This is a genomic window from Leucobacter sp. USCH14, from assembly GCF_037619215.1.
In the GTDB taxonomy this organism is placed as follows: Bacteria; Actinomycetota; Actinomycetes; order Actinomycetales; family Microbacteriaceae; genus Leucobacter.
Genome location: NZ_JAQPZP010000035.1, coordinates 1 through 562 on the forward strand (window position 1 = coordinate 1; position 562 = coordinate 562).

The window sequence follows — 562 nt, forward strand, 5'->3', positions numbered from 1 at the left end:
GTTCGGGGTCATGAATGTCGGTGGCTGCATGTTGACTGGGGGCATGTTCTCCTTCTCGTTCGGTTCCGCCCCGGCGCCTGAGCCGGTGTCGGTGTCGGCGTCGGAGGAGTTGTCGGCTCTGGTGTCGGGGGAGGTTCCCGATGCGCTCACGCTCGGTCAGGTCGTGAACTGGATCGAGCAGTTGGAGTACCGGCAGCGCGGCCTCGACGCGATCCGCGCCGATCTGCTCACGGCCGCAGTCGACATGGCGACCACAGATGCCGGGTCGGGTGGGCGTGAGCTCGCGTTCCGGTCGCTGCGGGCAGAGCTCGCAACCGTGCTGAGTACGAGCGAGCGGGTGGCGGAGTCCGAGTTGAGTGGGGCGTGGTCGTTGCGGACGAGGTTCGCGATCACGCACGAGGTGCTCTCTGTGGGGGAGATCTCGGCTGCGCACGCCCGCGTCATCGTCGATGCGGGGCTGCGTATCGGGGCGGGCGCCTCGCCGAAGTGCGTGTCTCGGCGTGAGGCGTATCAGCGGGAGGTGCTGCAGCATGCGCGGGTGGAGTCCGTGAACCGGTTGCGG

At 68.1% G+C, this 562-nt stretch carries 1 protein-coding gene; it reads left to right on the forward strand.

Annotated elements, in window-relative coordinates:
* Positions 1 to 43: 43 nt before the first annotated feature.
* Positions 44 to 562 (forward strand): DUF222 domain-containing protein (locus PQI23_RS13945; protein WP_339975566.1); only part of this gene is annotated, 519 nt, incomplete at its 3' end.